Genomic DNA, 25,609 nt, shown 5'->3' with positions numbered 1-25,609 from the left:
CGGCGAATTCGCCGTCGCCCATGAAGAGAAAGCGAAGCAGGTGGTGACGGGTTGCCTTCGGTCCGGCAAAAGTAGATGTGCGGCATCAGGCCGGTCACGGCCGGATCTGCAGGAGGGCGGAGGCGATAATGTTGGGAACGACGGGTCCGTGGACTTCCAGGATCCTGTAGCCGTGCTGGCAGTAGAACGCAGCAGGTGTCGTTGAGTCCCATAACGGGTAGCCAGCGGATGTGACCATGACCTATGTGGAACGTCTAGCGGGACACATTGAGAGTCGATCTCAGGTGAAGGCGAATATCGGTCCATGAATCGCTCGCGAGAGCACGCGATGATTCGGACTCTGCATGCGTCGAAGGAGCCCGTTTGAACAACGCTCAGCGGATCAGCACGAAGCACGTGAACAGCAGCCGCACCCACAGTGACGCCCGCGACATGCTGCCGCTGGACGGGTGGCGACGAAGCCGGTTTAATAATGTGCGCTCGGTCCCCGAGCGTGTCAAGCGCCGGGTCCAAGCCATCCGCCGCATCATCGGACGCCTCGGTTTCGTGCATCCTGAGCGGGAGAACCACGGTTGTCCCGCTGGCCGACGGCATTGTCAGTGTCGGATGCTCGTGGCAGCGTGAGTGCATGGCGATCGAGGTGCGTGCAGCAACGGTGTTCAACGACGTGAAGACGATGGTGGGGCCCAAGCGCCCGGATGCGAACGTGTGTTGGTGCCTCAGCTATCGCATTCCATCGAAAGAGAACATCGCGCTGCGAGGGCAAGATCGCGGGGAACTCGTGCAGCGCTTGTGCCGGCAGGAACCGCCGCCCGGGGTGCTCGCCTATGAAGGCGACGAGGTGGTCGGCTGGGCTGCCGTGCACCCGCGAGCCGACACGGGCTTCGCGCGCAACCGAAAGATTCCGCACGTGGACGACATCGAGGTGTGGTCGGTCTGGTGCATCCGAGTGCGGCCGGGGCATCGCGGCAAGGGCATCTCGCATCGTCTGCTTGCAGGCGCCGTCGAATTCGCGCGCGAGCAGGGCGCTCCCGCGATCGAGGGATACCCGGTCGACAACAAGGGCAAGAAGGTCGACCTCACCATGGCATATGCCGGCACCCGCAAACTCTTCGAACGGGCGGGCTTCACGAAAGCGGCTGACACCGACTCGGTGCTGAATGGGTTCCCCCGCATCCTCATGCGTCTCGAACTGCACTGACGTCAGCGCCATGTGGAGAAGTTTCGGCTTGAGCCCGCGAGCGGCGTTACTGGGCTCGTCCTGCATCGCGCCGTCGATCTTCAGATCGGCGCCGGCCTCGGTAAGACCTCGCCGCCACGTCGAAGTCGTACTCCCGGAGCCGAAGCGGACGCGGGGTCGAAAGCGGTGAAAGTCAGCTCGGACGCGGCAACCCGAATACGCCAGAAATGGCCGAGATATACGACCCCTGTCCGGCACCAAGCGCGACAGGAGATACGGGTGCGGTATCGTCCGGACGTGATTCTCGAGCACAAATCCAGGATCCACGAACACCTGCCCTCCCCTTTCCCTTCGCCGGTGATCTCTCTCGCCGTTCATCGCATATCCGACGGCGGAGGACATGACCGACCTGAGAGAGCCCAGGGGCTCAGCCAACAATGCGCTTGTCACCGTTCGGTGACATAATGGTTGACAGCAAAGGGAGGACGCCATGAGATCCGGAACCAGCATCGACACGCCCGCGGCAGTCGGAGCGATGATCCGTGCCCGGCGCCAGGAACGCGGGCTGTCGCAACAGTCCCTCGCCGAGGCCGCTGGTGTGTCCAGGAAATTCCTCATAGATCTGGAGGCGGGCCACGAACGCGCCGAACTCGGCAAGACCCTGGCCATTCTGGCGGCCCTGGGCCTGTCACTGGAAGCCACCGACCCCATCCCCCGCGGCAGGGACCACGACCCGGCACGGCGGGACTACGCCCAAACCTTCACCGAGCTGATCGGCTCAGGCGACCATGAGTTCGCCATCAAGATGCTCGCCGACTACGCCTCCGCGTCCTTCAAAGCCGGACGACCGCTACTGCAGCGCAGCCCACGGCTCAAGGAGCCACACTGGTCCGCAGCCCTGGCCGGCATCACCAACTACACCGCGCACCGGCTCCACCAGCCCGCGCCGTCCTGGACCAGACGCATCAAACCCCTCAACGCAGCATGGATGCCCGCAGAGTCCTACCGGAGCATCCGCGAACCCATGAAGCAACTCACCATGTCTGAAACACCGCCGGAACTCGCCGCCATGAACGTCTTCATCCGCGAACGCAGCCTGGCCACCGCATGACCGGCGGAGAACTAAACGCCACACAGATCCGCGTTCTCCTCCAGGAACTCGGCCGGCGGCTGCAGGCCCGAGGCATCCACGGCGACGTCAAACTCGTAGGCGGCGCCGCGCTCATCCTGCAAGGAATCGGCAACCGCCCCACCGCCGACATCGACGCCAGCTACGCCGACAGCGCTGCCGTCAACGCCGTCGTCACAGAAATGGCCACCGTCAAACGTTCAAGGGCAGAACGTTCACCGTCTACAAGATGACCCGCTGCGCTTTGTGGCTCGGTAGGCGGGGCTCTGTTTCCGTCGACGTCGTTGATGCGAAGGTACGTTCCTTCGTTGCGCTTTATGAGTCGTCGGGCGGTCACTGTTCGGCTTCAACCAGACGATGGAGCCGTTGAAGGTCACCGCGTCCACGACGCCGCGATCAACCAGATGATCGCCTAGGTGTATCCGAATTCGGAGGCCTTACAGAGACGCCCATTTTTGGCCCCCGCGCCTGTGGTCGCCGGAACAGATCTCGGGTATGACTCATGGCGACTCTCCTCAGGTAATTTCCGCGGCCTCGCGGTAGCGCTGGAGTACATGCGCCGCATAGTCCGCGTGTATCAGTCTTGTTGTTCCGGTCTTCCACACAGGGAAGGCGCCGAGGAGCGCCGCGGCTGCTTGCCGCGCGGCGCCGTCAGCGACGTACTCTCCGGGTTCCGGAACGCTGACGGGGAGTCCGAAGACCGCCGCGACGACGTGCTGCACAGCTTCGGAGCGTGCGCCGCCGCCGACAAGGATGACGCGCCGGGCGGTGATGCCGAGGTCAGTAAGGGCTTTGAGCCCGTCGGCCAGGGAGCAGGCCACGCCTTCGACTGCTGCGCGGGCGAGGTTGGCCGGGGTGAAGTTGGCGAGGGTTACGCCGTGCAGTGATCCTGTCGCGTCCGGGAGGTTGGGCGTGCGTTCGCCTTCGAAGTAGGGGACGAGAACCAGGCCTTCGGCTCCCGCAGGTGCTGAAAGGGCGAGGTCCGACAGCCCGGAATGATCCACGGCGAGAAGGCGCGCGGTGGCATCGAGAACGCGGGAGGCATTCAGGGTGCAGACCAGCGGCAGGAAGTATCCTGTGGCGTCGGCGAAATTCGCGACCAGTCCGGAGGGATCGGCCACGGGCCGGTCAGCGACGGCGAACACTGTGCCTGAGGTGCCAATGGATACCACCACGTCACCCAGGCCGGCATTCACGCCCAGGGCTGCAGCGGCGTTGTCGCCGGCACCCGCGCCGATGAGGGCGCCGGAAGGTGTTTTCACTTTCGAGTCCAGAGGCCCCAGGACCTCGGGCAGAGCTGGGACCTGCCCGAGGAACCTTTCTAGGACGTCAGGTAAGTAGTTGCCGGTGGCGGGTGACCAGTATCCGGTGCCTGAGGCGTCGGAACGGTCAGTGCAGAGCGCTGCGATCCCTGCGATGCCGCTGCCGGGTCCATACCCGGCCAGGCGCCAGCTAAGCCAGTCGTGCGGCAGGCAGACGGCGGCCGTTCGGGCCGCGTTGTCGGGTTCGTTGTCGGCGAGCCAGCGAAGCTTGGTCGAGGTGAGAGAAGCGACAGGGACAGTTCCCGTCGCTTGTGCCCAATACACTTCACCACCGGCTTCGCTGATCAGTGCCTGCGCGGCGGCGGCGGAGCGTGTGTCGTTCCACAGCAACGCCGGGCGGACCACTCCCCCGTCGGAGTCCAGGCAGATCATTCCGTGCTGCTGGGCTCCGACGGAGATGGCGGTAACGTCGTCGATTCCGCCTGCCATTTCGATGGCATGCTGGAGGGCGGACCACCATGCCTCGGGATCCACCTCGGTTCCCTCTGGGTGGGGTGCCGAGCCTTGTCGGAGCAGGGCGCCGGTTTCGGCGTCCCGAATGACGATCTTGCAGGACTGGGTGGAGCTGTCCACACCGGCTACCAGGGGCATCGTTGCCTTCTTTCGAGTCGCGAAGTGTGACTACGAACGGGCGTCCAGGGCTTCGAGTGCCGCCCGTGCCCCGCCGCTGTGGAGGTCGTTCAGGGCCAGGGTATAGGCGGCAACGAACTCCGGACTGTCGATCAGGTCACCAAAGACCTCCCGGTCGGAGATGAACGCCAGCGGTTCCTCGCGCTGCCGCGAGGCGGCGGCCATCAGGGGCTCTTTCAGACGATCAACCACCTCGATGGGGTTCCCATGTTCATCGGTGCCTTCGTCATAGCGGGCCCAGCTCGCCACGATCGCCGCCGAGCGGTGAATCTCTCCGTCCTGGCCGAGGTTGATCCGGATGACGGGAAGCAGCCATTTGGGGATCCGGTCTGAGCTTTCGGCGCACAGTCTGGCCAGGGTGTCCCGGATGTGTTCGTTGGAGAACCGCTCGATCAGGGTGTGCTTGTAGTCGGTGAGGTCGATGCCGGGGACGGGCTGGAGCGTGGGTGTGGCTTCCTTGTCCATGTAATCGAGCAGGAATTGGGCGAACAAAGCGTCCTGGGCGACTTCGTGGGCGTAGCGGTAGCCGGCAAGGTAGCCGAAGTAGCACATGCCCTGGTGGCTTGCGTTCAGCAGCCGAAGCTTCATCAGCTCGTACGGTTCGACATCCTCCACGAGCTGCACTCCGGCCTCTTCGAAGGGAGGCCGTCCGAGGCTGAAGTGATCCTCGAGCACCCATTGCTCGAACGGCTCGCACACCACGGGCCAGGCGTCCGCAAATCCGAATTCCTTGGCGACGGCCGCGCGGTCGGCGTCGGTGGTGACCGGTGTGATCCGGTCCACCATGCTGTTGGGGAAGGGAACTTTCTCCGCGACCCAGGCCCCAAGCTCGTGGTCCTTGAGGTTGGCGAAGGCGGTGAACATCTTCCGGGCCACGTCGCCGTTGCCTTGGATGTTGTCGCAGGACATCACGGTGAACGGGGCCAGCCCGCGGGCCCGCCGCCTGGCCAGGGCTTCCGTAACCAGACCGAACGTAGTGCGTGGCGCAGTGCCGGGCTGGAGGTCATGGATCACCTCGGGGTTCTCGGAGTTGAAGTCGCCAGAGACGTGGTGGAAGTTGTAGCCGCCCTCGGTGACGGTCAATGAGACGATGCGAATTGCCTCCGAAGCCATCTTTTCGATGACGGCTTCGGGGTCCTCGGGGGCGAAGAGGTACTCAATGATCGAGCCGATGACGCGTCCATCCCGGGTTCCGTCCGGGTTCTTCACCACGAGGGTATAGAGGCAGTCCTGGTTGTCCATCACAGCCTTCATGCGGGCGTCTCCGGGCAGCACCCCCACACCGCAGATGGCCCAGTCGTGGGCTTGGCCGGCCTTCATCAGCCGATCGAGATACATGGCCTGGTGGGCGCGGTGGAAACCACCGACGCCGAAGTGGACGATGCCCGCGGTCAAGCCGGTGCGGTCATAGCCGGGTGTGGCCAGGCTCGCGGGGGCAGTGGCTGCGGTGCTGTTGTTCAGGGTTTGCATGATGTCAGTGCTCCTGGGCTGGTGATGGGGCGGGCAGCGGACCGAGCTCTACCGATCGTGGTGGATTCGCACCCGGTCGTGAGCAGGTGATCGCTGCGGCGCGGTTGGCATAAGCGGCGAGTGCGTGCAGCTGATCCAGGGTCAGGGTCTGCAGTCGTTGCCTGCCGTCCACCCCGAGCGCTTCAAGTTGAGCGAGCCCGGAGAGAAGCCCCGCCATGAACGAGTCGCCGGCCCCTACGGTATCTGCCACGCTGACGGGTTCGGCTGCCATCTCCACCCGCCCCTTCCGGGACAGGATGACAGGGCCGGAGGCGCCGCGCGTCATGGCGACGACTGCCGGCCCGAGCTCCAACCAGACCTGCAGGGTTTCCTCCGCTGTCCGGTCCGGATAGAGCCAGCTCAGGTCTTCGTCGCTGGCTTTGACAATGTCGCTGGCCGCCACGAACACCTCGGCCTGGTGGCGGGCTGCGGCCGCATCAGGGCTGATCGCGGGCCGGCAGTTGGGGTCGTAACTGATAGTCGCGTGCTCGCGGGCTGCCTCCACGAGGGTAAGGGTAGTCAGGTTCCCTGGTGGGAGCATAGTCGCGATCGATCCGGTGTGGACGTGGGTGGAAACATCGACGGCGGCCAGGGCAGGCAGGGAGGCGCCGTTGATCTCCCAGGTGATGGAAAAGATGTACTCGGCGGCGCCATCGGGACCCAGCGTGGCGAGGGCCGTCGACGTCGGGGTGGCTCCGCCGTTGATCACGTGGACGGCGTTCGAAACTAGGTGCTCTTCAATCAGGAGCCCGTACCGGTCTGCGGCGAAGTGGGTCACCAAGTTGGTTGATAAGCCGAGGCGGGCAGCCCCCACGGCCACGTTCAGGGGGCTTCCGCCGGGGTGGGACGCGGTTGTCCCTGCCGGGCGGGGGTCGGTGATGATGTCAACCAGGGATTCGCCGATGACGGTCAGGACGGTTCCCCTCTGGGTGGGACGGGGATAGGAGGTGGGGATATTTACTGACATGGCTGCTTCCTTGCAGTATTTCGAATCGTTTAGGACCAGGGGACAATTCGGTCCGCCTCGGAGCGGGTGGCCTCAATTAGTTGGGCGTTGGTTTCATCGCTTCCGTGCGCCCACGCTTCGGCGACGGCCCGGTCCTTGCCGAACAGGACGTGTCTTTCCACCAAACGGGACAGGCGCAGGGTAGCCGGGGTGTCCAGGAACCACACCTCGTCCAGCTGCGCTCGGACCGTCCGCCATCGTGGCTCGTCGGCCAGCAGATAGTTTCCCTCCGTGATGACGAGCGGGACGGAAGCAGGGACCGCGATGGACGCGGCCACCGGTTCGTCTATGGAGCGACGGAATTCCGGTGCGTAGACTACCGGTTCGTCCGCCCGGGCCAGGCGCTGCAGCAGCGAGAGGTATCCGCCGACGTCGAACGTGTCGATTGCGCCCTTGCGGTCCTTCAACGGCGTCCCGTCGATGACCCTGTTGCCAAGGTGGAAGCCATCCAGTGGAACCACGACCGCTGAGCCGGGGCCCAGGCTTTCGCGGAGGCAGGCCGCGAAGGTGGATTTTCCCGAACCAGGCGCACCTACGATACCCAGTAACCTCCTTCTTCCCGGGGCAATGCGCAGCCGAAGGTCCGCCACTGCCTGTTGGACCTGCGGTGCAAGGAGGGCTTGGTCCCCGGGTAACACAATATTACCGACCCTTCTCAACGGCCGGGATAGACGACGGCCTTGAGCTGGCCGGGCTGCCTGCCCGCCTTAAGCGCGTCTTCGGAGTCGGCGAGGGCGAACCTGCCGGTGACCAGGATGTCCAGGTCCACCTTGCCGTCGGCGATGAGCTGGATGGCCAGCGGCCAGGTATTGGTATAGCGGAACACGCCGGAGAGCCAGATCTCCCGGTTCTGGATGTAGGAGACGGGCAGTTCGACGTCGTCGGCCCCCAGCCCCACCAGGATGACCCGCCCTGCGGGTCCCACGGCTTTGATGCCGGAGCGGACGGCCTGCGGCGCTCCGGAGGCATCGATGAACGCGTCCACGTCCAGGCCTTCACCGCTGTCGGTCCTGGCGTTGAGTGCGTGGGTGGCGCCGTGTTCGAGGGCGAACACCAAGCGGTCTTCGGCGATGTCTGTGATGTAGATTTCGGTGGCACCGTAAGCGCGGGCGGCCTGGGCGGCGATGATGCCGATCGGACCGGCCCCGGCGATCAGGACGCGGCTGCCGGGCTTGATGCCTGCGCGTTCGCAGGCCCAGAGGCCGACGGAGAGCGGCTCGATGAGGGCGGCCGCCTCGTCGCTGACGCTGTCCGGGATGTCGTACGCGAAGTCACCCTGGATGGTGACGTATTCGGCGAACGCGCCGTCGATCGGCGGGGTGGCGTAGAACTCGATGTCGGGGCACAGGTTGTACCGTCCGGCTTTGCACTGCTGGCACGTGCGGCAGGGCCGCTGGGGCTCGACGGCGACCCGCCGGCCGATGCGGGCGGGGTCGATGGCGCTTCCGACGGCGGCGATCCGTCCGGAGAGCTCGTGGCCGAGGATCAACGGGTGGTCCACGACGTACTCGCCGATCCGGCCGTGCTCGTAGTAGTGGACGTCGCTGCCGCAGACGCCGACGGCGGCGACCTGGACCAGGACCTGGTCGTCGTCGAACTGCGGGACGGGCAGGGTTTCCATGGCCATCACCCCTTGGCGCTTCAGGATGGCGGCGCGCATGGTGGCCGGCAGCACCGGCTGTCCGAGCGACTGGGACTGTGCGGTTGATGTTGTCATGAGATTAGTCCTTGAAAATTGGGCTGGAGTGAGCCGGTTACTTGACGGCGCCGAGTGATAGGCCCTGTACAAGTTTGTCCTGGGCGGCGAAGCCGGCGAAGAGCACCGGGAGCGAGATGATGACGGCTGCTGCGCAGACTTTGGCGAGGAAGAGGCCCTGGCTGGAGACGAAGCCGGTGAGGAAGACCGGGGCGGTGCCGGCCATGACGCCGGTGAGGACGCGGGCCAGGAGTAGTTCGTTCCAGCTGAAGATGAAGCAGATCAGGGCGGTGGCGGCGATACCGGGCATGGCCACGGGCGCGACGACCTTCTGGAGAGTGAGGAGCAGGCCGGCGCCGTCGATCTGGGCGGCTTCGAGCATTTCCACGGGCACTTCGGCGAGGAAGGAGCGCATCATCCACACGGCGATGGGCAGGTTCATCGAGGTGTACATCAGGATCAGGAACCAGATGTTATCCAAAGCACCGACGTTTTTGGCGAAGAGGTAGAGCGGCAGGATCGCGGCGACCACGGGCATCATCTTGGTGGAAAGGAAGAAGAACATCACGTCGGTCCACTTCTTCACCGGCCGGATGGAGAGCGCATACGCGGCCGGGATCGCCAGGACCAGGACGAGCACCGTGGAGAGGATCGAGGCGGTGGCCGAGTTGATCAGCGGCGGCCACGGGCTGACTCCGGAGCTTGCCCCGAAGAACTCTTTGTAGGCGTCGAGCGTGAGGTTCGCGGCGAGGGACGGCGGGTTGGTCGCGGCGTCAGTTTCGGAGTGGAACGAGGTCAGGATCATCCAGAGGACGGGAGTGGCGAAGAGCAGGGCCAGCAGCCAGGCCGCGATCCCGGCGGCCGTATTGTTGCGGGTGGGGTCCATGCGGGACTTGCCGCGACGGCGTGAACCGGTGTTGAGGGCTGTCGGTCCGGGGACAGATTTCCGGGGTACGGCCGGGGTGAGGGTGCTCATCGTGCTGCCTCCTTCTTGAAGAGCGAGAATACGGTGCGGAGCGCGAAGGTGGCCACGACAATGGTGCCGATGACCACTACGACGCCGGCGGCGGACGCCAGACCATATTCGTTGGCGAAGTAGAACGTCTGGTAGATGGTGTACGGCAGGTTCGCTGTTCCCAGGCCGCCCGAGGTGAGGGTGAAGACGGCGTCGAAGTTCTGCACGATGTAGATGGCCCCGAGCAGGCCGCCGAGTTCCAGGTATTGGCGCAAGTGCGGCAGGGTGAGGTGGCGGAAGATATCCCACGGGCTGGCTCCGTCCACCTGCGCGGCTTCAACGGTGTCCATGGGCCGGGACTGCAGCCCGGCGAGCAGGATGAGCATCATGAACGGCGTCCACTGCCAGACGAGCGAGACGATAACGGCCATCAGCGGCGCCTGGGACAGGAAATCCGGCTGGGGCGGGGTGTCACTGCCGAAGAGTGACCAGATCCACGTCAGGGTGCCGTTGATCAGGCCGTAGGTGGGGTTAAGCAGGGCGTGCTTCCAGATGAGAGCCGCGGCGACCGGGACCACGAGGAACGGTGCGATCAGCAGCGTCCTGGCCAGGCCGCGGCCGATGAACTTCTTGTCCAGGAGCAGGGCCAGGCCGAGGCCGATGACCAGGCTGGTCAGGACAACGGAGACGGTCAGGACGATCGTGGTGAAAATCGCCTGGCGCAGATCGGCGTTCGTGAGGACCTGGATGTAGTTATCGAACCCGGCGAAACCGGTCTGGTCCGGGCGGAGGCTGTTCCAGTTCAGAAACGAGATGATCAGGGTCACCACGAACGGCAGCTGGGTGACGATGATGAGGAAGATCAGGGCCGGCAGCAGCGGCGCACGCCGTGCCCAGGCCAGGGCACGTTCACGCGACCTGGCGGTCTTGGAAGGTTTAGGTGCGCTGTGCCCGGCACGGGCGGTGCGCGCTGTTGCTGTAGTCATGATGGACTCCTGGGGTGCTGTGGCCCGCCCCCGGGGGCGGGCCGCAGCACCGGGTGGTGGGGTTGCTACTTGGCTTTGTACTTGTCGCCGATTTTCTGTGCGGCTTCCTGGCCCTTGGCCAGTGCGTCCGCCACGGAGCCCTGGCCGGCGATGGCTGAGCTCACACCCTGCGAGACAGTCGTGCCCAGGTCGGCGAATTCGGGGATGCCGACGAACTGGATTCCAATGGCGGGACGTTCCTGCACGCCGGGATTCTTCGGATCGGCGTTCTCGATTGCGGAGCGTTCCGCCTTGAAGAACGGCGCGGCCTTCTGGAACTCGGCATTCTCATACGTCGAGATGCGCTTGCCGGAGGGAACCTTGGCCCAGCCGAGCTTCGAGGCGACGAGTTCCTCGTACTTCTTCGAACTGGCCCAGGCAATGAACTTTCCGGCAGCATCCTGCTTCTTCGACGCTGCCTGCACGCCCCAGGACCAGGTCCACAGCCAACCAGCGGATTTGGTGACCTTCACAGGAGCCTGGGCGTAACCGATTTTCCCCTTGACGGGGGACGCGTCGGCTTCCAAAGCGCCGGCCGCGGAGGTGGCGTCGTACCACATGGCCACTTTGCTCTGGCTCATGTTGGTCAGGCATTCGGTGAACCCGGCCTGGGCGGCTCCCGCTTCACCGTGCTTCGTCACGAGGTCCACGTAGAACTCGGTCGCTGCCGTGAATTCCGGGGCGTTGACCTTCGCGTTCCAGTCCTTGTCGAACCAGGTGCCGCCGAAGGTGTTCACGACCGTGGTCAGCGGGGCAAAGACCTGCCCCCAGCCGGGCTGCCCGCGCAGGCAAATGCCCTTCATCCCCGGAGCCGCGCCATTTGCCTTCGCGGCAAGCGCCGCGACCTCGTCCCAGGTGGGCTTCTCCGGCATGGTCAAGCCCTTGGCATCGAAGATGTCCTTGCGGTACATCAGGAAGGAGGACTCACCGTAAAACGGCTCCCCGTAGAGTTTGCCGTCCTTGCCCGTCAGCGACGCGGTGTAGGCCGGAAGGATGTCGGCCTGGTTGAACGCCGGATCCTTGGCCACATTGTCCAGGGGTGCCAGCCAGCCGTTAGCGGAATAGAACGGGATCTCGTAGTTGGACAGCGACGCAATATCGTACTGCCCGGCCTGGCTGGAGAACTCCTGGCTGATCTTGGCCCGGACGTCATTCTCCGGCAGGACCGTGTAGTTGATTTTAATGCCGGTGTCCTTCGTGAAGTTATCCGCCGTGAGCCGCTGCAGATCCTCCATCTGGGGATTATTGACCATCAGGACATTGATGCTGTTCTGATCCCCGGCCGCCGCACCGCCTCCGGCACCGGAACAGGCAGTGGCGCTGAGTGCCACGCACAGGGCACTTGCGGCTAACGAGGCAACGCGTATTTTTGCGCGCATTAAGGACTCCTTTGTTCTTCATGGGGGTGCAATACTGCCCCACACGACTGCTGTGTCGGTTCGGGGCCGAAAGCGGGACGAGGGCTGGGAGCCGGTGCCGCGCTGTGGTTCCTCAATAGTAGGTCTGTGGTGTGGGACACAACTAGCGCCGTGGTTGCTACCTTCTGATACTAATTTTCCTGGCAGGTAGACGGCCGGGCGCTACCCTAAAAGAAGGCAGTCAAAGGTCTGTCCTTATTTCATAACCCAAGGGCACGGAGAACCTCCATGAGTGCGGCGGACACCAACGACGGTGCAACAGCCCGGCTTGCCGAGCGGCTGCTGGGCATGCGGGCCAACCGGGAGGTCATCCCGGAAGACCCGGACCATTCTGTCCGGTGGCACGAGCACGACTATCCCAGCCCGGTCGCACGCTGGAATTACCACCCCGAATACGAGCTCCACCTGATCCGGAAAGGTACCGGAAAATTCATCGTGGGCGACCACATTGGCACATTCGAAGCCGGACACGTGGCGCTCGTGGGAGCGGGGCTGCCGCACGACTGGGTCAGCGACCTTGAGCCAGGAGAAGTTATCCCGGGCAGGGACGCCCTGATCCAGTTCGACGGGAAATGGGTGGACCAAGCGGCCGCGATGCTTCCGGAACTGGCCGAGATCAGACCCTTATTGGAACAGTCCTCGCGAGGGATCGAGTTCCTGGGCCAGACCGCCAGGGCGGCAGCCGCATCCATCGATGCGATCGGCCGATCCACTGGCCTTGATCGGCTGCACCACCTATTCGGGCTGCTTGCGGTACTTGCACGGGCACCACAGGAGGAACGGCGCTACTTAGCCGACGAATGGTTCAGACCCCAGCTGGACGTTCAGGCCGCAGCCGTGGTGGACATCGTCCTCGAGTACGTCTTCAACAACCACGCCGGCAGCGTCAAAATGTCCGAGGCTGCCACACTGGTTGGAATGTCGGAACCAACATTTTCGAAATACTTCAAGCGTGCCACCGGCCAGAACTTCAGTGATCTGGTCCGCAAACTGCGGCTGGCCCACGCCCGCCGCCTTCTGCAGCACAGCGACAAAGCCATCTCGGAGATCTGCTACGACGTCGGCTTCTCGAACCTCTCCAACTTCAACCGGCACTTCCTCAACGACGCAGGCGAAACACCCAGCCACTACCGCCTTCGGGCGCAGAGGTGACGGTCCCGCAAACTACTCCCCCGAAAGGCTCGCCGTCTGGTGCCGGTCAACGATCCTCATCCCCGGCAAAGGAACGGGCCAAGGCGTCCAATCGTTGCTGTCATGCCGTTTCCCCCCGCATTCCTGCATGAACAGGTATCAGGGCGGAAATTCCGGACCGGCCGCAACCCTGGGTCGATCTAAAGAAGAATCAGCAAAATCATGTGTACGCGGCCTTGGCCACCATGAAGTGGTGAACGCGAAAAACCAAACGGAAGGACGGACGAGGATGAACACCCACAAGGGACCCCGCAGGGCGGTACCCGGTCTGAAGTAGAGAGCCCCTCCCACACACAACCGAATGGGCCGTTTCCGGGACCCCACACACCTGGAACATCAGATCAGACGCGAGAGTGTGCACAATGTGCACACGAAAAAACACCAAAAACCCCGCTGACCTGCGGAAACACTGTGCCCGAGGTGGGACTCGGACCGGGCTCCAGCCCTTGCAAACACTGGGCTCCCGCGGAAACATGCGGAATCCGGGCCAGTCCGGCACCGGTACGACCCGATCCGACGCCCGGGGTGTGCACATTGTGCACAGCCGCCTTGGCCTCTCTTGGCAACTCCGAAAAAGCCGCCTCGTACGGTGTCATGACACTGCTCTTCGGGGTGTCATGACACCACGTAGACTTGGCTGTGAAGGTCAAACCCTCTGATAGTCAGGAGCGCGCCATGTCGGCAGGGACGCCACGGCACACCATCCGCGTCAGTGATGACCTGTGGAACGAAGCCCACCGCAAAGCAGCGTGGGAAGGCACGTCCGTGTCCGAACTCATCCGCACCCAGCTCCGCGACTATGTCTTGGCCCCGGTCGAGCACCGCCACACCATCGCGGACTCCCTCGTGTACCTGGTCCCGGACGCTTTCGAAGACCTTCAAGGCCCCGCCACCGGATCCGTGGACCTCCCGCTCCACCTCGACTGGGGACCAGAAAGAACCTACAACGTGTACGACGACGGCAGCTGCTCAGTTTTGTACCAACTCACCCTTCAAAATTCCGGGTCCATCGAGGAAATCTGCCGCATCGTCCAGGCAGAACGGCTGGCCGCCCTGTGGCCGACAATGATCCTGCCTCCACGGTGCCGGCAGCTCTGGGAAACATCCTTCCCCGAACTACCCGCCTACCACGAAGCGAAAGAGCACCCCTCGTGGACCACTCTCAGCGCGTAGCAGCAAAGCTCGCCCTTGGTGTTCTGGCAGCTGATGGCTTCCTCCTCGCCGGCGGCCAAGCCCTGATTGAACACGGCATCACCCAGCGCCCCTCGGAGGACATTGACCTCTTCGCCCTGCACCGCCGCCACACCCCGGCAACCTTCGCCGCATCGGTACAGAAGATGACAGACGCGCTCGAAGACTCCGGATACACGGTCCAGATCACCCGACAGTACGACGAGTTCGCCAGCGTCACCGTAGGACATGACGAGGAAGCCGTCGTCATCGATCTTGGCCTGGACTGGTGGGAGAACTCACCCGCCATCATCGATATCGGACCAATACTCTCCCTGAAGGACTCGGTTGCATCCAAGCTGCTCGCCGTCTACGGCCGGGGGTACGCCCGCGACTACCTCGACGCCTACTCCATCATCTCCAGCCGACGCTTCACGCACCAGGAGCTCATCAGGCTCTGCCAACGTCGAGACCCGAACCTGGACCTGCCAATGTTCGCGGCATCCATCGCCCGGCACCGGGCCCTCCCAACCACAGAATTCACCAAATACGGCCTGCCGCCCCGTGAACTCACCACGCTCAGTTCCACGCTCCTCAGCTTCGCCGAGACAATTCACAAAGTCACCCAAAACCCCAGCGCAGCCCATAACGCCGCCGACCTCATCGGGCCGGGAAGCGCAGAAACCGGCCCGGAGCTGCTCTAGCCATGGCCAATTCCGGCTGCCACTGACGGACTCTGCGCAGATGAACCCGGGTGATTCCCTATAGCTGATCCATGCCTGACCTTTAGGTTTCACCCCGCACCGAAGACGGTGGCTGACCGGCGACTCCGTCTGCGGAGTCAAGGACTCCCTGAAAAATCGCTCCGAACCCCCAGCCCGCCGGACGGCCGCGATCTGGGCGACCGAGAATGGGCCCGCACCCGCTTAGACGCCATCCTCGACCTCGCCGAGGTCTAGAGTTGCCCGAGGGCCGGGGTGTGCACATTGTGCACACCCCGTTTTGGCTCAGCAGCCGGGTGTGGACTTCGTTCTAGTCATGTCCTCAGCACAACGCCGGGACATGAGGAGGTGAAGGCCAACCACAGCCATCAAAAAGGTTAGAAAGGAGGCCCAATCACCCACATCCCAGCAGCGGAGCGCCCCCCAGCCAGGGCTCTGAACCCGCCACCCACACAACTTCACAGGCCACCGCAGCGGTCAGGCACCAGGCCGCGACAAGAGTCAGAGGGGCCCGCGGAGGGCCAATGTCCACACAATAAAAGCAAAACCCCTCTGACCTGCGGAAACACTGTGCCCGAGGTGGGACTTGAACCGGGCTCCAGCACTTGCAAACTCGCCACTCCCCCGAAAACATGGCCATTCCGAGCCAGTCCGGCACCGATACGGCCCAGTCCGAAACCCAAGGTGTGCACAATGTGCACACCTTCTGTTACGCGCATTCCGCTGGTCCTTCCCTCCCTGGCCAACTGGCAGACGGGGCAGCAAACACCCTTCGTGTTGTTCATCCGTGTGGGGGCCAGGGCCTTGGACTCGGAACCCAGGCGCCGGGTCCGGCAGCCGGGCAAACGCGGACGAAATTCCGGCCCGGTTTGCGGCTTAGTGAAACATTCAAACAACACAGTGATGCCTCCTTCATCGTGCTCATGCTGCTCGGCCGGATCGATGACGTGATGAACATTTCCGGCCACCGGCTCTCCACCGCCGAAATCGAATCCGCCCTGGTCAGCCACCCCGCGGTGGCAGAGGCCGCCGTCGTGGGCGCCGCGGACGAGACCACCGGCCAGTCGGTCGTCGCCTTCGTGATCCTGCGCGGCGATGCCGTGGACACCGGGGACGCGATCGTGCAGGAAATCCGGAACCACGTCAGCAAGGAGATCGGGCCAATCGCCAAGCCCAAGACCATCCTGGTGGTGCCCGAGCTGCCCAAGACCCGCTCGGGCAAGATCATGCGCAGACCTAAATAGCATCAGATTCCAGGACAGACCCGAGAAACATCCGTAGGCAGTTCCGTTCGCCTGCGGGTGCGCATATGCTCGGCACACAGCTACCGCCAGCGGGAGCTGCATACTGGGAACAACCAGAGGATTCACCTTCGAAGGAGAATGATCATGGATGCGGAAGCCAAGGTTCTTGTCGGTGTGGACGGTTCGGAATCGTCCATCCAGGCGCTCCGTCTGGGGGCGCAGCTGGCGCCGGCCCTGAACGCCACCATTGTCCCTATTGCCTGTTGGGATTTTCCGGAGATTTACGCCGGATATGTCCCACCCGATTTCGCCCAGTTTGAAGCGGCTGCGGCGAAGACCCTTGCGGACGCCTTGGAAAAGGCGTTCGGTGAGGAGACTCCGGAAAGACTGACCTCGCAACTGGTCCGCGGACCGGCTGCGGCGAAGCTCGTGGAAGCGGCGGCCGGCGCTTCATTGCTGGTGGTTGGACGCCGGGGCCATGGGGGTTTCCTGGGCATGCACCTCGGCTCCGTGAGCTCTGCATGTGTTGCCCACGCGGACTGCCCCGTCTTAGTGCTGCATGCCGAAAGCAGCCACCGCTCCCATCATCTATGGAAGGGCTCCAAGGCGAAAGGACAGACCCCCGAAAAAGCCGGGATTCCGCCTCTCAAGCCGTAAGACACGGCTTCTGACAGGACCCGGGTCCCACTCATTTCGCCGCTCCGTCCACTCGGTTGCCGGATTGGTCGAACTCGTGGTCCAGCCGATAACCGGCGCCTCTGTGCTCTCCTCGCCGTTGGCGGAAAGCGACAGCGAATACCGGATCCACGTGGTGTCCTATGGCCCGGAAATCCCGCGCTCACCTGTCCTGTCGAGCATGATTGACGCTGAACTCGTGCTCTGCGGGAGCCAGTCCCGCGCAGCTTCACCCTCGCCCTCCCCCGATCCGGCCGCGTGGGCGTTCACCGACGACGTCCGTCGCCGGGAATCCCCGACGACGGGCGACCCGCGCCTTCTCTTCCGGTCAACCACCCCGCCCATCGCGGCATCCCGAATCCTCGGGTGTGGACAATGTCCACACCTCGTCTGGCCGGACAAACCATTCACCCGTCACTCCCCCAGAGCCTTAGGAAGCAGCTCATCGAGGAAAAACACTGAAAAGACTTCCCTCTGGTCATGTCATCAGCCCAACCTTCGGACATGAATGAGTGATGGCCAACCTTCGGACATGAATGAGTGAAGGCCAACCACGGTCACCCCAGATACTCAGAAACGAGGCACGAATGACCCCACATCCCAGCAGGCGGAGGGCCCGCTAGCCAGGGCACTGAACCCGCCACCCACACAACTTCATAGGCCACCGCGGCGCCAGGTACAGCCCGCGGCAAAAGTCAGAGGGACCCGCGGAGGGTCAACGTACACACATTAAAAGCAAAACCGCCTTTGACAAGGGGAAAACACGTGCCTGAGGTGGGACTCGAACCGGACTCCAGCCCTTGCAAACGCTGGACTCCTGCCGAAACATACGGAATCCGGGCCAGTCCGGCACCAGTACGACCCAGTCCGAAGCCGAATGTGTGGACAGTGTCCACACCCCCAATTCTCCGCATCAAAGGCCTACCGCAAACTGCCGCACCTCGAATCGAAGGGGCGCGGTTCTTTTTGTCCCGAGAAAATTGATCCATCCGGAGGAGTCCATGCGTGGCCGCAAGCGGTCCCGCCCGCGCTCGATACAGGAGTCCTGCGCCGGCTGCGCCGCACTCTTGGGCGCTGGTATCTTCCTAACGATTCCACCTCTCTCAAGCCCTTTCCATAGCCAGGTCGGCCGACAGCCGCATGACCGGGGTGGGCATTCCACTGGTGGGAGGCCTCGACGCCCTGCCAGAACAGGGGCCCCTCCGGGGCCGTTCGACTGAGTCGCGGCGAGTAGCCGGCGCCCCGAAATGCTGCCAGTTGCACTTAACGGCTGAGGGCCCCGCAGCGCCTGGCCGCGGGACCCTGAGTGATCCATAACAGGGAACCTGCCCCTGTCTTCCTCTACAGTTTAGTCCTATGGCCGCAGCGCACCAAACACCGATCGAACGCGTCCTCCAGCATAGGATCAGCCCGGAGCGCCTCGCACCATACATCCGAGAAACACCAACCCTGCATGAAGCCATCCGGCTCTACCGGTGGAACATAGATGTCTCAGGCGCCGTCTACGAAGCCCTACACGTTTTCGAAGTCGTCCTACGCAACGCGATTGACGAGCAGCTCTGTAGTTGGAACGCCACCCAGCCCGAAACTGAGAGTGGACGACTGCATTCTTCCGACTGGCTCCTCGATCCAAGTGCACTGCTGCTCCGCATCGCCGGGCGCGACATCCCCGATGCCCGACGTCGCGCACTCAAATCCACCACACGCAGGCCAGAGGGCCAACGTGAACCACTACATGAAGACATCCTTGCCGCAATGTCCCTCGGAACCTGGCGCTTCATCCTGCCCGGGCGCCACGACGCCGGCAAGCAACGACTCTGGGACGAAGCGCTCCACAACGCTTTTCTCCATCTGCGCAGGACCCCGCGAGAGCTCGAACGCGCAGTCGAAGGCGTCTATCACCTGCGGAACCGGATAGCCCACCTGGAACCGATCATCAACAGCAACGTCTCAGCCCAACTGGTCAACATGCGGACCGTCATCGGCGCCATCGATCCACAGCTACTGTCATGGTTCACCAGCACAGAACGCATCAGCAACACACTCACCGCGCGCCCCTCCCCCGCAGCGCGCACACAGCAGGCAAAACCGGGCTGAGAAAAGGGTTGCGCGGCACCCACCGCGAAGCCGGCAACAAGGTGAACGGAACCAAACGGGAGCAAGTCAAGCAGCCGGAAATGCCGCACGCCCAACGCCCCAGAACTCGGAATGATCGCCGCCGAATCACTAGAAGTGAAAGCGGCCCGGAACATCCCGGGCCGAAAAACGGACGTGTTAACCGACGCGGCCTGGCTGGCCCAGCTGGGCGCGCACGGCCTGCTCCGGGACGTGACCCGGGCCCGGTCCATCGCTACTCGGGACCGGACCCGGGAGATCCAGTGCTTGGAGAAGTTCCTGGAGGGCTCGGGGATCAAGCTTTCCTCGGTGGTCTCGGACCTGACCGGGGTTTCTTTCCGGGCGATGCTCGAAGCTCTCGTCATGGGGGAAGGGGACCCGGAAGTCCTCGCCGGCCTCGCCGGCCTCGCCAGCCTCGCCAGGGGAACCCTGCGCTCGAAAATCCCGGAGCTCGTTGACGCACGTTTGAGGATTTCTTACCGGGCAGCTCAGTTGAAACGCGGACCGAAGGCTATGGCATCCAGATCATTGGCAGGTACCGTGGCCCCATGAGGGACAGGAGGCTGCTGATCATGTGCGGGACGACAGAGTTCAAAAACGCCCCCGACCACTACGAGACGGAAGGCTGGCGCCGTGCGGAAATTGATCTACGGCATGAATCTGACCCTGGACGGCTACATCGCCGCGGCCGGCGACGACATCGGCTGGGGCGGGCCGAGCGAGGAACTGTTCCAGTGGTGGCTCGACCAGGAGCGGGCTAGCGGCCTGTCGCTGTTCGGGCGCAAGCTCTGGGAGACGATGAGTTCCTACTGGCCGACCGGCGACCAGCAGCCCAACGCCACCCCGGCGGAGATCGAGTTCGCGCGGAACTGGCGGGACACGCCGAAGGTGGTGTTCTCCTCGACGATCGACAAGGTCGACTGGAATACCCGCCTGGTCACCGGCGACGCGATCGCCGAGATCACCCGGCTCAAGGTCGGGGACGGCGGCCCGATGAGCGTCGGCGGCGCAACGCTCGCCGGTGCGGCCATGCGGGCCGGGCTGATCGACGAATACGCGCTAGCCACCTATCCGGTCCTGGTGGGCGGCGGCACTCCGTTCTTCACCTCGCTGGACAGCTGGGTGAACCTGAACCTGGTGGAGACGCGGACGTTTCCCGGCGGCGTGGTCCTGACCAGGTACGAGACGATGCGCTGAGCGCGATTCCTCCGCGCGGTCGGGGAAGTACTCCACCACCAGCGGCCCCACGTCAACGGGCAGCAGATTGTCCGGAATGTGCCTGCGCCCCGGCGACATCAGCCTTCAACAGAAACGGTTGCGCCACAATATGGCCCATCGACGCATCGAAGTCCGCGAACAGCAAACGCGCCAACTCCATTGCTGCTCGCCCAGCATGCGTTGACACCGGGGAGGCAGAGATCGTCTGGATCTAATTGAGGGCAACGTGGCCAACTCCCACCGCCAAAACAGCGAGGACAGCGACATTGGATACCCAGAAGCCGGATGCGGCGATGACGGGAAAAATGATGGCTGCGGCGGCGGGTTAACTGGTGGGAAGGCCATGGCAGCAGGGCCCACCGGATACGTACAAACCCGCCCTCGAAGCCGGCCCCGGCTACCGCCTGGCAAGGCTCAGCGACCAAATGATCTGCTCCGGATCAGTTGCCATGTCATGCCGTTATTCCGGACCGGCCGCAACCCTCGGCCGATCTAAAGAATTTTCAGCAATTCATGTTCTAAGCGATCCTAGCCACCATGAGGTGGTGAACGCGAAACCCAACGGAAGGACGAACGAGGATGAACCCCCAGACGAGACCCCGCAGGGCGGTACCCGAGCTGCAGTAGAGAGCCGCTCCCCCACACAACCGAATAGCTCTATCCGGGACCCCACACACCCGGAACATCAGGTCAGAGGCGAGAGTGTGGACACTGTCCACACGAAGAAGCACCAAAAACGCCTCTGACCTGCGGAAACACTGTGCCCGCGGTGGGACTCGAACCGGACTCCAGCCCTTGAATATCCGCCACTCCCCCGGAAACATACGGAATCCGGCGCAGTCCGGAACCGGTACGACCCGATCCGAAGCCCAGGGTGTGCACTTTGTGCACACCCCCTTTTCCCACCTTTTGGACCTCGCTGTACGGGCACGACGACTGCCGTCGCGGATCGCTCTGAGTCGCTTCGTCAGGCGATTTGGATTCGTTCGTCGCCGAGCTCAACCTCAACACGAAGCCGGCCACCGAGCGCCTCAACGTATTTTCGCAAGGTATCGACCTGGGCACGATCAATGTCACCGTGCTCGATGCGGGACACCCTGTTCTGGCTGACATGCAGGCGCCCGGCCAGCTCGACCTGCGTCAGCTCAGACGCCTCGCGGAGCTCCCGAAGCCGGTGGGCCCGGACCTCGTCGACCATGCGCTTCTTGTGGGCATTTACAGCTGCACGGTCAACCGGACGCTTGGCCGGTAGTTCCTCCATGGACTTCGCCACTATGTTCCTCCTTTCAGAATCCTCAGATGATCATCGAACAAGTCATCAGCAACCGGAATGTTCGTCTTGTACCACTTGCTCCAGTTGCCCGATTTGTCCCCCGCGACAAGCAGGATCGCCCGCCGCTCCGGGTCAAAGGCAAACAGAATCCGCAGTTCCGACCGCCCGCTCGATCCCGGCCGCAACTCCTTCATGTTCTTATGCCGTGAACGAACCACTGTGTCGACCAATGGAGGACCAAGTTGAGGTCCGCGCTCGGCGAGAAGCACTAGTAGTACTTAGTTAGGTCGGCGTGGCGGCTTTTATTTCCTGATCGATCCTGTTAATTTTCGAGGCATGAAACCCGATGAGCTTGCCGAGACCAGGACTGAGTTGGAAGCGTTCGTGGGGGATGTGTTCGCCTCCCTTCCACGCGCGGATCAGCGGAACAAGGGGAACCTGTACTTGCACGGTATGATGCTGGACGGCCGGCGGAAGTCCATGCAGCCGATGGGCGGCCGGCTAGGGATTGATTAGCAGCAGTTGCAGCAGTTCGTCTCGTCCTCACCGTGGAAGCCCGAGCCGGTACGCCGGGTCATGGTGCGCAAAGCCGTCGAAGTGATCGGCCCGGACGCGTGGGTGGTTGACGATACCGGGTTCAAGAAGGACGGCGGCTCCTCGCCGTGCGTTGCGCGGCAGTATTCGGGCACTCTGGGCAAGATCGGCAACTGCCAGATCGCTGTCAGCATCCACGCAGCCACCGACCAGGCGTCCTGCCCGCTGGGCTGGCGACTCTACGTGCCCGAAGCCTGGGATGACACCTTCGCGGAAACGAACGCCCAAGCCGAAATGATCGCGGCCCGCCGGGCCAAGGCGCAGATCCCCGAGATGCAACGCCATCGTACGAAGTGGGCGATGGCGTTGGAGATGATCGACGAACTCGGCGCCTGGGGCTACCGGCCTCCGATCATGGTCGGGGACGCCGGCTATGGCGAGATCACCGCGTTCCGGTCCGGGCTCAGCGAACGGCAGATCCCCTACATGGTCGCCGTCAAGCACTCGACGACCGCGCACCTCCAAGAAACCCCCATCGGCGTGGCTGATTACGCCGGCAAAGGCCCCCGCTCCAGCCAGCGCCGCTACCTGGACGCCCCCACATCGCTGAAAGACCTCGTCATGAACGCCGGCCGCCGTGCATCACATCAGGTCACCTGGCGGCACGGCACCAAGTCCACCACCAGCAACAAACTCGCGTCAATGACCTCCCGGTTTATCGCCCTGCGTGTCCGGGCAGCCAACCGGGACATCCCCCGAGCCGAGGACGGTTCCCTCCCCGCCGAGTGGCTGCTTGCCGAATGGCCCAAAGGCGCACCCGCACCCACCGACTACTGGCTCTCCACACTGCCGGAGACGACACCGCTGAAGGAACTCGTCCGGATCGCGAAAATCCGGTGGCGCATCGAGCACGACTATCGCGAACTGAAAACCGGTCTCGGCCTCGACCACTTCGAAGGCCGCACCTGGCTCGGCTGGCACCACCACGCCACCCTCGTCACCGCGGCCCATTTATTCATCACCACACTGCGCCTGACACGCCCAAAAGCGCCTGGGGCAGCCTGAGTCTCTACGGCATCCTCCGCGAGCTCCAACACCTCGTCGCCGCACGGACCGGATACTGCCCCTACTGCCAACCGCGAGGCCCAACCTAACTAAGTACTACTAGACGGAGATGTATTACCAGCACTCTTTCCCCGCCAGGCTTGCGGCCATGACTGCAGTCATGGACTATATCGAGGACTGGTACAACCGCCGCAGGCCCAACCGAAGGGCCGGCCGCGTACTACCGGCCACAGCTCGCGCAAATCACCAGACCGCCGACCACGAACCCATGGCCGCCTAACCCGGTGAGCTGCAGCGGAGATCTCGGACAGTGGGCCCTCATAAAATGAGGGTCTACCGAAAGTAGAGATCAATATGACCGCATCACAGAAGCGATTTACCCAGGAGTTCAAGGACGAGCTGTGCCGCGAGGTGATCACCACGTCCAAGCCCATCAAGGACGTGGCCCCCGCGTACGGCGTCGGCCCCGAGACGCTCCGCAACTGGCTGGTCAAGTACCGCGAGGCCAACGGCGGGACCGAGGCGGATCTAACGGTGTCGGAACGGGCCCGGTTGAAGGAGCTCGGGCGAGAAGTTCAAGAGCTGCGGGCGGAGACCGCCTTCCTGAAAAAAGCCAGCGCTTACTTCGCCCGGGAGCAGCGGTAGTGAGCAAGTACGAATTCATCGATTCCCAAAAAGCTGAGCCCGCCAATATGAATCCGGTGGTAAAAAGGTGCCACTGGTTGGCCGTCTCGACGTCCGGTTTCTATCACTGGGCCACCCGTCCGCAATCGGCCACGGCAGCCCGCCGCCAGGCCCTGACGGCGCGGATCCAGCACTTCTTCGAGGACTCCGAGGGCACCTACGGGTACCGGCGCATCCACGCCGATCTCTCCGCGGAACAGACCGAGTGCTCACCCGAGCTGGTGCGGCAGATCATGCGCCACCACGGCCTGGTGGCCTGTCAGCCACGCCCGTTCCGCGTCACCACCGAGGCAGCAGCGGGCATACCCGACCTCGTCAACCGGGACTTCACCGCCGACCGCCCCGGGGTGAAGTTCGTCGGCGACATCACGTATATCCACACCTGGCAAGGACTCGTTTACCTCGCCACCGTCATCGACTGCTCCGCGCTCGGTTGCCGTCGGCCCAACGAAGTCCACTATAGTTATCAACAGCCAGCCTTGGCAGCGTAGAAGAATCCACTAATTCCGCTGTCATCCCCGCAGCAGCTCAATCTTAGCCAGCGCGGCAGCTTCGGCCATTTTCACGTTCATCGTGCGGTGCCCACCGCGGCAGCCTCAAGAAGCCAGGTCCGGGCACCAGCACCGATGCCAAGGAACTCCGCCTCCGCGGCGCTGCGGGCCTTGACCATGTAGTCGCCCGGGATCCGGGCCGGTGATCCGGGAAGTGCGCGTCGTTGATCGCCGGGCTCCGCCCGGTTGCACCCGAAGGTGACTGCCATGATGAGGACAGGGGAGGTCCGGATCACCTGAGCTTTGCCGTATCCGCCCGCACCGACCTCGACACTGCCGTAACGGTCCTTGACGAGCTCGGCATTGCGCATGGGGAAGTCAAGGACATCGGCGCCGGTTACATCCTGGAATTCAGGGCCCCCGACAACGTGGCGCTTGAACTCTTCGCCCCTGCCTGAGATGTGTCCGACCTGAGGCGTGCTGGATGCGCTGCCTAACCGCGTATCGCTGTGCCGTCGGGCCTTTCGCCAGATGACCTCTGGCCAGATATGTTGCACCCCTTTACAGTGAAGTCATGCTGCACTCAACCCGGCAAGGCTCCGGTAAGCCACTCCTCCTGATCCATGGGCTCGGTTCCAGTCTTGGTAACTGGAACCCGGTAATCCCGGCGCTGGCCGCTGAACGCGATGTCATCGCCGTCGACCTCCCCGGTTGCGGCGAATCCGCGCCGCTGACCGGCGAAACCACCATTGCCACGCTGACCGATGCCGTCGAAGCCTTTATCCGCGACGGGGAACTGGGTGACCTTGATCTGGTAGGCAGCTCCATGGGCGCCCGGATGGCGATGGAAATGGCGCGGCGAGGGCACGCTGGCACCACGATCGCGCTGGACCCTGGTGGATTCTGGAATGACCGCCAGGCAGCGATCTTTGGTGCAAGCATCAAGGCATCCGTCGCACTGGTGCGCCGCATCCAACCGGCGCTCCCCTTCCTCACGGGCAACCCAGTGGGCCGCACGGCCCTGTTGGCTCAGTTCTCCGCCCACCCCTGGAAGCTGCCGCAGGATCTGGTCCTGCATGAGCTTCGCGGGTTCAAGACATCGACCAGTCTGGACCCGGCCCTCAACGCGCTAATTCACGGACCCCGTCAGGAAGGCGCACCGGCCGGTTCACTCAAGGGCAAAGTGGTCATTGGATGGGGGCGGAAGGACAAGGTCACCGCTCCCAGTGAGGCGGCGCGGGCCACGGAGCTGTTCCCGGATGCAACGCTGCACTGGTTCGAAAACTGCGGTCACTTCCCGCACTGGGACCAACCAACGGAAGCGGCGCGCCTGATCCTCGATAGCACCGGCTGAGCT

The 25,609-nt window shown here is 63.6% G+C and carries 23 protein-coding genes and 5 pseudogenes; 16 read left to right on the top strand and 12 right to left on the bottom strand.

Annotated features, from left to right (window positions below; all coding sequences use genetic code 11):
- Positions 1–94: 94 nt before the first annotated feature.
- Positions 95–238 (bottom strand): hypothetical protein, encoded by a 144-nt coding sequence (locus AC50X6_RS17780; protein WP_494967477.1) that lies wholly within the window; start codon positions 236–238, stop codon positions 95–97.
- A gap of 390 nt (positions 239–628) precedes the next feature.
- Here AC50X6_RS17780 and AC50X6_RS17775 point away from each other — a divergent pair, with 390 nt between their 5' ends.
- The 3 genes from AC50X6_RS17775 to AC50X6_RS17765 all read left to right on the top strand — a co-directional run bounded on the left by AC50X6_RS17775 (position 629) and on the right by AC50X6_RS17765 (position 2,542).
- Positions 629–1,201: a GNAT family N-acetyltransferase gene (locus AC50X6_RS17775; protein WP_494967476.1), complete on the top strand. Its 573-nt coding sequence runs from the start codon at positions 629–631 to the stop codon at positions 1,199–1,201.
- 469 nt (positions 1,202–1,670) lie between these two features.
- Positions 1,671–2,291, top strand: a complete 621-nt coding sequence (locus tag AC50X6_RS17770; protein ID WP_494967475.1) for a helix-turn-helix transcriptional regulator — start codon at positions 1,671–1,673, stop codon at positions 2,289–2,291.
- Positions 2,288–2,542, top strand: coding sequence for a DUF6036 family nucleotidyltransferase (locus AC50X6_RS17765; RefSeq protein ID WP_494967474.1), 255 nt, complete (start codon positions 2,288–2,290; stop codon positions 2,540–2,542). Before AC50X6_RS17770 ends, AC50X6_RS17765 begins: the two co-directional genes overlap by 4 nt.
- Positions 2,543–2,824: 282 nt before the next feature.
- Here the strand turns inward: AC50X6_RS17765 and xylB are convergent, their stop codons facing one another.
- The 8 genes from xylB to AC50X6_RS17725 all read right to left on the bottom strand — a co-directional run bounded on the left by xylB (position 2,825) and on the right by AC50X6_RS17725 (position 11,831).
- On the bottom strand, positions 2,825–4,222 hold the full coding sequence (gene xylB, locus AC50X6_RS17760; protein WP_494967473.1) for a xylulokinase: 1,398 nt from the start codon (positions 4,220–4,222) through the stop codon (positions 2,825–2,827).
- A gap of 30 nt (positions 4,223–4,252) precedes the next feature.
- Complete coding sequence (locus tag AC50X6_RS17755) at positions 4,253–5,731, bottom strand: mannitol dehydrogenase family protein (protein WP_494967472.1); 1,479 nt, start codon at positions 5,729–5,731, stop codon at positions 4,253–4,255.
- Between the two features lie 4 nt (positions 5,732–5,735).
- Positions 5,736–6,737 (bottom strand): carbohydrate kinase family protein, encoded by a 1,002-nt coding sequence (locus AC50X6_RS17750; RefSeq protein ID WP_494967471.1) that lies wholly within the window; start codon positions 6,735–6,737, stop codon positions 5,736–5,738.
- Between the two features lie 29 nt (positions 6,738–6,766).
- A complete protein-coding gene (locus AC50X6_RS17745) occupies positions 6,767–7,414 on the bottom strand; it encodes a nucleoside/nucleotide kinase family protein (RefSeq protein ID WP_494967470.1) in 648 nt (215 codons plus the stop codon).
- A gap of 17 nt (positions 7,415–7,431) precedes the next feature.
- Positions 7,432–8,493 carry an NAD(P)-dependent alcohol dehydrogenase gene (locus AC50X6_RS17740; protein ID WP_494967469.1) on the bottom strand — a complete coding sequence of 354 codons (1,062 nt, stop codon included), beginning with the start codon at positions 8,491–8,493 and terminating at the stop codon, positions 7,432–7,434.
- A 37-nt stretch (positions 8,494–8,530) separates the two neighbouring features.
- On the bottom strand, positions 8,531–9,448 hold the full coding sequence (locus AC50X6_RS17735) for a carbohydrate ABC transporter permease (protein ID WP_494967468.1): 918 nt from the start codon (positions 9,446–9,448) through the stop codon (positions 8,531–8,533).
- On the bottom strand, positions 9,445–10,413 hold the full coding sequence (locus AC50X6_RS17730; protein WP_494967467.1) for a carbohydrate ABC transporter permease: 969 nt from the start codon (positions 10,411–10,413) through the stop codon (positions 9,445–9,447). Before AC50X6_RS17730 ends, AC50X6_RS17735 begins: the two co-directional genes overlap by 4 nt.
- A 65-nt stretch (positions 10,414–10,478) precedes the next feature.
- Positions 10,479–11,831: an ABC transporter substrate-binding protein gene (locus AC50X6_RS17725; protein WP_494967466.1), complete on the bottom strand. Its 1,353-nt coding sequence runs from the start codon at positions 11,829–11,831 to the stop codon at positions 10,479–10,481.
- A gap of 267 nt (positions 11,832–12,098) precedes the next feature.
- Here AC50X6_RS17725 and AC50X6_RS17720 point away from each other — a divergent pair, with 267 nt between their 5' ends.
- The 8 genes and pseudogenes from AC50X6_RS17720 (at position 12,099) to AC50X6_RS17685 (ending at position 20,184) form a co-directional block, all read left to right on the top strand.
- Positions 12,099–13,022: an AraC family transcriptional regulator gene (locus tag AC50X6_RS17720; protein ID WP_494967465.1), complete on the top strand. Its 924-nt coding sequence runs from the start codon at positions 12,099–12,101 to the stop codon at positions 13,020–13,022.
- A gap of 714 nt (positions 13,023–13,736) precedes the next feature.
- The gene (locus AC50X6_RS17715) at positions 13,737–14,234 is read left to right on the top strand and encodes a hypothetical protein (RefSeq protein ID WP_494967464.1); all 498 of its coding nucleotides are present in this window, start codon (positions 13,737–13,739) and stop codon (positions 14,232–14,234) included.
- The gene (locus tag AC50X6_RS17710) at positions 14,213–14,935 is read left to right on the top strand and encodes a nucleotidyl transferase AbiEii/AbiGii toxin family protein (RefSeq protein WP_494967463.1); all 723 of its coding nucleotides are present in this window, start codon (positions 14,213–14,215) and stop codon (positions 14,933–14,935) included. The genes AC50X6_RS17715 and AC50X6_RS17710 overlap by 22 nt, the downstream gene beginning before the upstream one ends.
- Positions 14,936–15,873: 938 nt before the next feature.
- Positions 15,874–16,188: pseudogene (locus AC50X6_RS17705) on the top strand (AMP-binding enzyme); the annotation flags it as partial.
- 153 nt (positions 16,189–16,341) lie between these two features.
- A complete protein-coding gene (locus AC50X6_RS17700) occupies positions 16,342–16,854 on the top strand; it encodes a universal stress protein (RefSeq protein ID WP_494967462.1) in 513 nt (170 codons plus the stop codon).
- Between the two features lie 1,374 nt (positions 16,855–18,228).
- The gene (locus tag AC50X6_RS17695) at positions 18,229–18,969 is read left to right on the top strand and encodes a hypothetical protein (RefSeq protein ID WP_494967461.1); all 741 of its coding nucleotides are present in this window, start codon (positions 18,229–18,231) and stop codon (positions 18,967–18,969) included.
- 144 nt (positions 18,970–19,113) lie between these two features.
- Positions 19,114–19,449 (top strand): annotated as a pseudogene (locus AC50X6_RS17690) (IS110 family transposase); the annotation flags it as partial.
- Positions 19,450–19,620: 171 nt separating this feature from the next.
- Entirely contained in the window at positions 19,621–20,184 is a 564-nt protein-coding gene (locus AC50X6_RS17685) for a dihydrofolate reductase family protein (protein ID WP_494967460.1), read from the top strand.
- 988 nt (positions 20,185–21,172) lie between these two features.
- On the opposite strand, the gene AC50X6_RS17680 is transcribed toward AC50X6_RS17685, so the two are convergent.
- Entirely contained in the window at positions 21,173–21,478 is a 306-nt protein-coding gene (locus AC50X6_RS17680) for a helix-turn-helix domain-containing protein (protein WP_494967459.1), read from the bottom strand.
- Positions 21,478–21,747, bottom strand: a complete 270-nt coding sequence (locus tag AC50X6_RS17675; RefSeq protein ID WP_494967458.1) for a type II toxin-antitoxin system RelE/ParE family toxin — start codon at positions 21,745–21,747, stop codon at positions 21,478–21,480. The genes AC50X6_RS17680 and AC50X6_RS17675 overlap by 1 nt, the downstream gene beginning before the upstream one ends.
- Positions 21,748–21,814: 67 nt before the next feature.
- Here AC50X6_RS17675 and AC50X6_RS17670 point away from each other — a divergent pair.
- The 3 genes and pseudogenes from AC50X6_RS17670 to AC50X6_RS17660 all read left to right on the top strand — a co-directional run.
- A pseudogene (locus tag AC50X6_RS17670) lies at positions 21,815–23,077 on the top strand (IS701 family transposase).
- A gap of 109 nt (positions 23,078–23,186) precedes the next feature.
- Positions 23,187–23,357: a hypothetical protein gene (locus AC50X6_RS17665; RefSeq protein ID WP_494967457.1), complete on the top strand. Its 171-nt coding sequence runs from the start codon at positions 23,187–23,189 to the stop codon at positions 23,355–23,357.
- A 74-nt stretch (positions 23,358–23,431) separates the two neighbouring features.
- A pseudogene (locus AC50X6_RS17660) lies at positions 23,432–24,183 on the top strand (IS3 family transposase); the annotation flags it as partial.
- A gap of 108 nt (positions 24,184–24,291) precedes the next feature.
- Here AC50X6_RS17660 and AC50X6_RS17655 read toward each other — a convergent pair.
- Positions 24,292–24,490: pseudogene (locus tag AC50X6_RS17655) on the bottom strand (IS21 family transposase); the annotation flags it as partial.
- Between AC50X6_RS17655 and AC50X6_RS17650 the strand changes: the two are divergent.
- Both AC50X6_RS17650 and AC50X6_RS17645 read left to right on the top strand, forming a co-directional pair.
- A complete protein-coding gene (locus tag AC50X6_RS17650; RefSeq protein WP_494967456.1) occupies positions 24,477–24,710 on the top strand; it encodes a VOC family protein in 234 nt (77 codons plus the stop codon). The pseudogene AC50X6_RS17655 and the gene AC50X6_RS17650 overlap by 14 nt on opposite strands.
- Before the next feature lie 116 nt (positions 24,711–24,826).
- On the top strand, positions 24,827–25,606 hold the full coding sequence (locus AC50X6_RS17645; protein WP_494967455.1) for an alpha/beta fold hydrolase: 780 nt from the start codon (positions 24,827–24,829) through the stop codon (positions 25,604–25,606).
- The last annotated feature ends 3 nt before the right edge of the window (positions 25,607–25,609 follow it).

It is taken from the genome of Pseudarthrobacter sp. HLT1-7, from assembly GCF_059383435.1.
Note: the sequence above shows the minus strand (reverse complement) of the source record. Positions and strands in the feature narration are given on the sequence as shown.